The 398-nt window shown below is 46.2% G+C and carries 1 protein-coding gene; it reads right to left on the bottom strand.

The genetic code is table 11. The features are described 5' to 3' along the window. Window positions 1-397, bottom strand: a 397-nt coding sequence (locus tag AB4486_RS26855; protein WP_372119826.1) for a Mur ligase domain-containing protein, incomplete at its 3' end; no start/stop codon positions are given. Window position 398 lies beyond the last annotated feature (1 nt).

Raw genomic sequence — 398 nt, 5'->3', positions numbered from 1 at the left:
ATTGAGCAATCAATTGAGTGATGGTGGTTTTGCCATTGGTACCTGTAACGCCAATCAGTTTGGTCGCTTGAGAAGAATAAACTCGGCCTGCCAGTTCAGAGAGAATTGAATTTAGCTCTGCTACATAAACAACAGGAACGGCATTTAACCAGTTAACCAAGCCATGAGTTTTGTCATCACCAGCCTGTGCGATGACGGCTTTCGCACCTTGAGCGATCGCTTTGTCGATAAAGCGACGACCATCAACGGCATGTCCAACAATGGCAACAAAGATATCACCGTCCTTGATCGCACGGCTATCCAACTCCAACTGCTTAACAGCAATCGCATCCAGCTCAGGTGAACTAAAGTCACCCCAAGGAGAAAGTAAAGATGACAGCGTGAGGCTATTACTCATA

Source organism: Vibrio sp. 10N.222.55.C6, from assembly GCF_041473395.1.
GTDB lineage: Bacteria > Pseudomonadota > Gammaproteobacteria > Enterobacterales > Vibrionaceae > Vibrio > Vibrio crassostreae_C.
Note: the sequence above shows the minus strand (reverse complement) of the source record. Positions and strands in the feature narration are given on the sequence as shown.